Below are 7233 nucleotides of genomic sequence, written 5' to 3'. Positions count from 1 at the left end.
GCAAGCGAGACAACCCGATCAGTGAAGCGGGCCAGCTTGGATGACACAACCGGCTTTTCCCGCTTCACTTCCTAGTAAGTTAGACATTTAGCCGCTCTTACTAGCGTCTAAACACGGCCTCTTCACTGCTATCGTAGTTTACTCTTCCAACCTCTGTCAATGACTCACTGACGGGGTTTTCGTAAAAGACAGTCCGGTAGTCCCCGGGGACGACCAGATTCGAGCCTGCACGGACGGGTGATTCTCGTATCTGAACAGGTGGTGAGTGAGAGTGGTTCGGTTCGCCTGTCTCCTCGTCAAGGACGATGAGTCTGTAGGTCTCCGCGTCTGAGTCGTACCCAGACACGATCGGACTCCTGTCCCACACTGTGATTCCGAATTCGCTCTCACTCAGTGCTGGTGATGCTTCCCACCGCTGTTCTCCCGAATCGAGTGCGAGTGAGTAGATGGTCTTTCTTCCGGCCACGTAGATGCTCTCTCCGTCGATGACGACATCTGAGACCCGGTCACGAGTATCAGTACTCCACTGTTCGGCCCCATCGAGAGAAAGGGACTCGATGATTCCAGTCTCGGCAGCAGTGATAATTCGGTCACCCGTGTGATGGATCGCACTGACATCACTACCTGGACTCACCTCGTGTGACCAGAGTTCTGTGCTACTGGAGGCCGAGGCACCGCCGCCGAAGAACGAAAGTACTGGTCCGACGAGCGACAGTCCACCGATGACCGTTACGCCTCCAACTCCCGCCTGGATGAGGCGGCGGCGACTGACATCCGGAGCGAGGGTTTCCGGGGCTTCAACATCATCGATATCTTCGCTCTCATCATCGTCATCCTCATCTTCGGCGATAGTTGTCCGGTCCTTGATGTCCTCGCCAGAAGGCCACTCGTCTGAGGATCTGTCTTCGTTACTCGGTTGATCCTCGTCGTGGGACGTTTCTTCATCGTCGTCCGATCCCTCTTCCTCCCCGGTGGTGTCCGTCGCATTTTCTTCGGAGGCCTTGGACTCAGGGACCGGGCTGCCGTCCTTCCAGCCACATTTGATTTCCACGTCGTGCCTCTTCACGAACTCCTCGTGGCCCTGGCTATCGTACAGAGAACGATTCTCTGTAAGCACCTCCCGGGCAGTATTGATATCCATTACGCGGCTGTCGGAATCCTCGCGGCCGCTCTGGTCGCCGTGATAGTGTTTGATCTGTTCTTTGAACGCATCCTTGATCTCGGAATCCGAGGCAGATTGTTCGACTCCGAGAACGTCGTAGAATGTACTCATTTACCGCACCTCCGGGAGATTCGACCGAAGCTCTGTCATCTCCTCTTCCGTGAAATCGATACCCGACTCGATCGTGAGATCGTTTCGTGACCCACTGTCGGGATTTTCGGCTGTCACGGTAAGGACACCGTCGCGATCGAGCTGAAACGTGACCTCGACACTCATTTCACCTGCAGGAGCAGGCGGGATGCCACTGACAGAGAACTCGTCGAGTAACTCGTTCTCTTCGGCTCGCTCTGATTCGCCCTGATAGACCGGGACTACTATTTCGGTCTGATTGTCGTGGAGAGTGTGGTAAGTATCGGTCGCGGACGCGGGGACCGACGAGTCCTTTTCGATATGTGGGAAGAAGTATCCCGGTTCGCCGTTCTTGTGGGCCTTTATCCCGAGCGTCTTCGAGGTAACGTCCAGCAGGACGACATCGTCGAGCGCCTTCATGGGTTCTGCATTGTTCTGGTCTGTCGGGGCAGAGACGATATCCGTCTCAGCTCTCGGATCGGCTGGGGCGGGATCAGCATCGGCTGGGACAGGGAGTGAGTCCTGCATGATCCCGGCCTGGGCAGCAGCACCCATTCCGACCGCCTCGTCGGGATTGATCCCGAGTTTCGGAGTCATCCCGAAGAGGGAGGTGAGTCGATCCCTGACCATCGGCATCCGCGTCGCCCCTCCCACGAGGATGATGTCGTCTATGTCCCGACGGCGAACATCAGACTCCTGCAGGAGCGTCTCGCAGATATCGATCGTGTTCTCAAGGAGTGGTTCTGTCATCGATTCGAACTGGTCGCGAGTAAGTGACTTCTCGAGGTTGTAGGATTCGTCACCGGAGAGAAGGAAGGGAATCGATATCGTCGTCCGATCCCGCGAAGAGAGGTCGTGCTTGGCTTCCTGTGCAGCGTCCCAGATCCGCTGCATCGTCTGTGGGTTGCCTTTCACGTCGGTACCGGTCTCCTCCTGTACGTGACTCACAAGGCCGGACACAATTTTCGAATCCCAGTCTTCTCCACCGAGTTCGGTCTGTCCGTCCGTCGCCAATACTTCGAAGAGGCCGTCATCGATACGGACGAGAGAGACGTCGAACGTGCCACCACCCAAGTCATAAACGAATACTAACTTTTCATTCTCTTCACCGAGTCCATGGGCGAGACAGGCTGCAGTCGGTTCGTTGAGAAGCCGTTTTACGTTTAGTCCGGCGAGTTCTCCAGCCCGTATTGTCGCCTCCCGCTGTCGATGGTTGAAATAGGCTGGGACCGTGATTACTGCGTCCGTTATCGATGCCCCCAACTCTGTTTCGGCGTCAGCCACCAGTTTTTTCAGAATTATAGCGGAGATTTCTTCTGGCCGGTACGTGCGTCCATCTAGTTCGACCTGATACTCGGGTTCACCCATACGCCGTTTGATAGAATATATAGTCTTTTCAGGTTGTTTTACCGCCTGATTTACCGCCGGCTTCCCCACTATCATCTCTCCGTCGCTGCTGGCTACGACAGACGGTGTCTTTCGGTCTCCACGCTCATTCGTTAGGACATCGAGACCTCCACCGTTTGGGTAGGCAATAACACTATTCGACGTGCCCAGGTCGATTCCGACAGAATATGATTGGTTCATTGGTCTATGATTCTTACTGCTGACACTCGGTTGACTCTACATGAAACTTTGGAACCCAGTATCTCTGGGCGAATATTACAGCCCGTCTCACCATTCAGTTTAATATTAACAGCAACAGCTGTCAGAGTCTGAATAGGGTTCGATACAGGGCAGATCTTTGGCGAGTATTTCGGTGTCATCCATTTCACCATATAGCCGCTGAATAGATAACGTATATCAATTTACGTATGTGTGGGGCGTAGGCTCCAGCACAATCGTTCTGGAAGCTAGAAAATTTACAGTCGTGTAAAGAGACCTGATGTTCGAGTGACGGCGAGCGAAGCGGACAGATACTCACTCATTTGCCGCCAGTTCCCGAATCCGTTCATCGACCGAGCGGTGGGCAGCTGTCACGAGAGCGTCTCCATAGAGCAACTCCTCGGGTGCCTGGAGCCCACTCTGAACGTCGGATAGAAGTTGGGATAGCAGGGTCGATTTCGGTAGCAATCCGGATCTGCCGGTTGAACGTATCTGGAATCCTGGGAGGCCGTCAGGCCGCTGACCCATGGGAGCCGCCGGTTGTGAGAGTGTTTCCATCTTCCTGAGCGCTCGTATCGTAGGATCGAGACCGATTTTCTGGGCAGCATACCTGTCGGCGGCGGCCTCCATCTGTGGGAGGTCGTAGAAGGCCAGAAGCACATTCTGGCCGCCGAGCAGGATTCCGGCGAGCATGGAGAGAAAGATCGTCTTCGCGTCGTTTCGTTCGAGGTGATGCAGCTCGTGAGCACAAACAGCCTGGAGCTCGTCCGTTTCCAGTCCTTCGATGGTTTCGGAGCCCAGAAGGATCCCTGACTCGATACCTGGGATCTGCAACGCATACGCAAACTGGCCCGATGACTGCACGGAGTACACCGGAACTCCGGGATCGAATCCAAGTTTACCTTTGGGAAATCGTGTCATTGAACGGAGCAGCCGAATCCTCGAATATAGCCTCGAGCTCGTGGAACTGACCCAGACAAGTCCGAGCAGGATCGTGGGAGACACCAGCATTAGAAATACAGACCACACCCAGAGTCGCCGAATCGGATCTGGCGCATTCGGGACTGGAATCTCAGCCGTGGAAACAGTAGAGGAAAGACTGGGTATCCAGTACGGTAACTCGATACTGGCCGGTAACAACAGCAGGAGGGAGAAAACAAACGAAGCTAGTAGCACGAAGGTCGTCCCCGTGAAGATGGACAACCACAGCAGACGGGAAACTGGCGAGCGTAGCGGCCGTATCGAGACCGCCTCGATCACATCGATACCTCTCCTGCACGTGATCGTGAAAAGCCATAGAAACAACAGTGTGGACACACAGAGACCGACGACCAAAACCGTGGAGAGGCTCAACGGTAACTGAGAGACGAGCACAAGCAGGTACAAGTTCCCGACTGTGACGACGAGAGGAGCGAGAGCAGTAATCGGGAGGGCGACGATCGTGAACTGGTCAGAAAACATCCCTCTGAACAGCCCGGACTGATACGAGTAGACTGCCACCGCCAAACAGCCGAAGATAGCGATCTGTGCCTTGAAAAGTAGGCTCTCGAAGATGGATATCAGCAGTGCAAAACTTGTCAGAACTGGGGCGAGGCCATACTGTGTCACCGCTCGTTCTTCGACGACAACCTCGTATTCGAGATCCACGCCTGACAGGGGAACCCAGGGGATCATCGGAGTCAGAGGGAGCATTCCGAGCCCGATACAGGCAACCGAGAGGGCGAGGAGACCCGCTATGTCGACTACAAAATATAGACAGAGGGAGAGAAGCGGGACGATGGTCGCGAAAGAACGATACGGGAGCATCGTGCTGACTCTCGCAGTGCAGAGACCAGTATCGCGGTCAAGCGTGACTGCGTATCGATAAACGAGACCCGAATGAACGGGCCATGTATAGTCGTTTCCACCGGGACCGGCCTCCGGTTCACCGTATTGCTGTGTGAACGTCTCTTCGACTACTGTCAGCGGAATCGAGAATCGAAACCCCTCCCGGTACAGGGTCATACGTCAGGAAGGAACGCCGGAAGCTGGACCAGAGCATCGTGAATGTCGTCCTGCTTCGGGTCCTCCGCGACGGCTCCCGAAACGCCATCCGGGAGTAGACTCATGAACTGATTGGCAGAGAGCAGGTACATCGACGGGTTTTCCGTCTCCTCCATAGAGCCGTGCGCGAAGTGATAGAACACGTTTCCCTCGACGAACTTCGACCGAAGGACCGCATCGAGATCGGACGGTGCCCGAATACGACCACGCCCCGTCTCTCCTGAATCGATGTCGTAGACCTTGGTGCGTGCTACGTCGACGTATCGGTCGTTCTGGAGCGAATCTTTCGAGAGAACCGTGATACCAGCGTTCTCCTCATAGTTCCAGAAAACGCTTGGCCCCTTGATCGGGTGATCGTGACCAACGACCTCGTACACGTTCGCCGGAAGCGGAAGGAAGCGCTCCGACTGGACTCTGACCTGCTCGATCGTGCTCCACTCGACACTCATTGTTACCTCTTATCTTCGATTACAGAATTGTAAATCATTCCTCTCTGTGGATATTTGGCGTGATTGAAAAGGCGTTCTGGTTTGTAATTTGATACAAACTATGTATCCACGAGAGAAACAGAAAAGTGGATGTCATCGACTCCACCAGCCAAAACCTCGGAGGACAGCGACGTGCCACCACTCGGTGTTTCAGTGCTCTCGGACGCGGAACTGATCCAGAAGGCGTATCACGCCGAGAACGGGCAGAAATTCGAATGTCTGTTTACCGAGGAGTGGCCCGAACCAGGACTCACAAGCCGGTACGATTCAGAGCGCAGGGCGACTCTCGCGCTGTTCACTCACCTTCGGTGGTGGGCCCGTCACGACCTTGGACAAGTCGTTCGCCTATTCGAGAGATCTCGCCTCTATCGGGCGAATAGTGACGAGATACAGGATGACTACGGGGAGTTGTTAGAAGCAGCAGGTAAGTTGCTGGGCGACGAATCCTATAACCCCGGGTACGGAGCAACCGATGAATAACCAGACGAGACGGGCCGCACTGAAGGCGACCGCGCTGGCAATTGCCGGAATAGCCGGCTGTTCGTCACTCGGTGGTGCCGAGAAGAACTCCTCTTCGTCCGGGGGGGAACCGCAGACAGCAGCAAAAAGTGATGCCGGTACACTTGAAGAGACGGCTACCGAACGGCAGACAGAGGCGAAAATAAAGGCCCTCCAGCAGCGGGTTGACCAGCTTCTGGAGACGGTCGTAGAGAAAGAGCAGCGAATTTCGACGCTGGAGAGTGAACTCTCCGCCGAACGTGAGCGGCTTGAAAGACTACAGTACCAATTGAAGAACCGGACTCACCGGGTCGGGGCACTCGAATCCAGTCTCGAGGAACGAAAACAACGTATTGACGACCTTGAATCAAAACTGAAGAAGCGAGAGAACCGTATTGATTCACTTGAATCGAAACTATCCGGGTCTTCGAACGAGTATTCCGACGAGGTGTTGGATTTGGCGAAGGAAACTGGTCTCTCGACTCGAAATTCTGTTGTTCATCTACGAGCGGAGCGCGAGCGAGGCTACTCAATAGGGACGGGCTGGTTCCTCAAAGACGACCTCATCGTGACTAACGGTCACGTTGTTGGTTCTGCCGAAGAGTTCACGTGTTGGTTGCCCGATGGGGAACCCTTTTCGGCAACCGTCGTTGACTCTCATCACGGGTCCTACGGCGACTTGGGACATATCGATATTGGGATTATTAGAGCAGATCGGACCGGTCCTATACTCGAAACAGGAAATTCAGACAAATTGTCAAGAGACCAGCCGTTGGTTCAGGTTGGTCATCCAGGATTTGTTGGTAATTGGACAATATCACTTGGTCGCTATATCGAGGAGAATTCGTTCTTTGGCTTCCTGACCTCGATTCCGACTATGTCCGGGTCGAGTGGGTCGCCTGTCGTGGATCTCGCTGGCGAAGTTGTTGGTCTCACAGGTGGTGAGATCGATGATGAGCGATCCTCTTCGGATGCAAACAGGCCGAAGCCCGATTCGGACTCAGTCCGGACATCATTCGACGACGAAACCTACGCGACACATAATCCAATTGAGTCAGTGATGGAATTCGTTGATGACGTGACTGACTGACGCTGTATCGGTATCTACTGACGGTAGTCGGGACATCACCATTAAATAGACGGAACTCTCAGGGAACGCACATCCATATCAATAGCTAGTTATTATAGTAACGCTCTTGTGAAGCACGTTGTTGATTTTCAGAGCGCGGCGTCGAGAGCGTGTTTGAGCGCTTGGTCGCCTGGTTTTCTGTAGAGTTCACGGCGGAGTTCGAAAGCTCTGAGATACGG

The 7233-nt window shown here is 54.4% G+C and carries 6 protein-coding genes; 2 read left to right on the top strand and 4 right to left on the bottom strand.

The genetic code is table 11. The features are described 5' to 3' along the window. Positions 1-100 precede the first annotated feature (100 nt). The 4 genes from ACMGFG_RS24125 to ACMGFG_RS24110 form a co-directional block, all read right to left on the bottom strand. The gene (locus ACMGFG_RS24125) at positions 101-1273 is read right to left on the bottom strand and encodes a J domain-containing protein (RefSeq protein ID WP_436932838.1); all 1173 of its coding nucleotides are present in this window, start codon (positions 1271-1273) and stop codon (positions 101-103) included. Next, on the bottom strand, positions 1274-2878 hold the full coding sequence (locus ACMGFG_RS24120; protein ID WP_436932837.1) for an Hsp70 family protein: 1605 nt from the start codon (positions 2876-2878) through the stop codon (positions 1274-1276). A 333-nt stretch (positions 2879-3211) separates the two neighbouring features. Continuing rightward, positions 3212-4900, bottom strand: a complete 1689-nt coding sequence (locus ACMGFG_RS24115) for a M48 family metalloprotease (RefSeq protein WP_436932836.1) — start codon at positions 4898-4900, stop codon at positions 3212-3214. Beyond that, positions 4897-5388, bottom strand: a complete 492-nt coding sequence (locus ACMGFG_RS24110) for a hypothetical protein (protein ID WP_436932835.1) — start codon at positions 5386-5388, stop codon at positions 4897-4899. The genes ACMGFG_RS24115 and ACMGFG_RS24110 overlap by 4 nt, the downstream gene beginning before the upstream one ends. A 129-nt stretch (positions 5389-5517) precedes the next feature. On the opposite strand from ACMGFG_RS24110, the gene ACMGFG_RS24105 reads away from it, so the two are divergent. Next, on the top strand, positions 5518-5907 hold the full coding sequence (locus tag ACMGFG_RS24105; protein ID WP_436932834.1) for a phage NrS-1 polymerase family protein: 390 nt from the start codon (positions 5518-5520) through the stop codon (positions 5905-5907). After that, on the top strand, positions 5900-7015 hold the full coding sequence (locus ACMGFG_RS24100; protein WP_436932833.1) for a trypsin-like peptidase domain-containing protein: 1116 nt from the start codon (positions 5900-5902) through the stop codon (positions 7013-7015). The genes ACMGFG_RS24105 and ACMGFG_RS24100 overlap by 8 nt, the downstream gene beginning before the upstream one ends. Positions 7016-7233 lie beyond the last annotated feature (218 nt).

The organism is Halosimplex halobium (assembly GCF_051414055.1).
Lineage (GTDB): Archaea > Halobacteriota > Halobacteria > Halobacteriales > Haloarculaceae > Halosimplex > Halosimplex halobium.
Note: the sequence above shows the minus strand (reverse complement) of the source record. Positions and strands in the feature narration are given on the sequence as shown.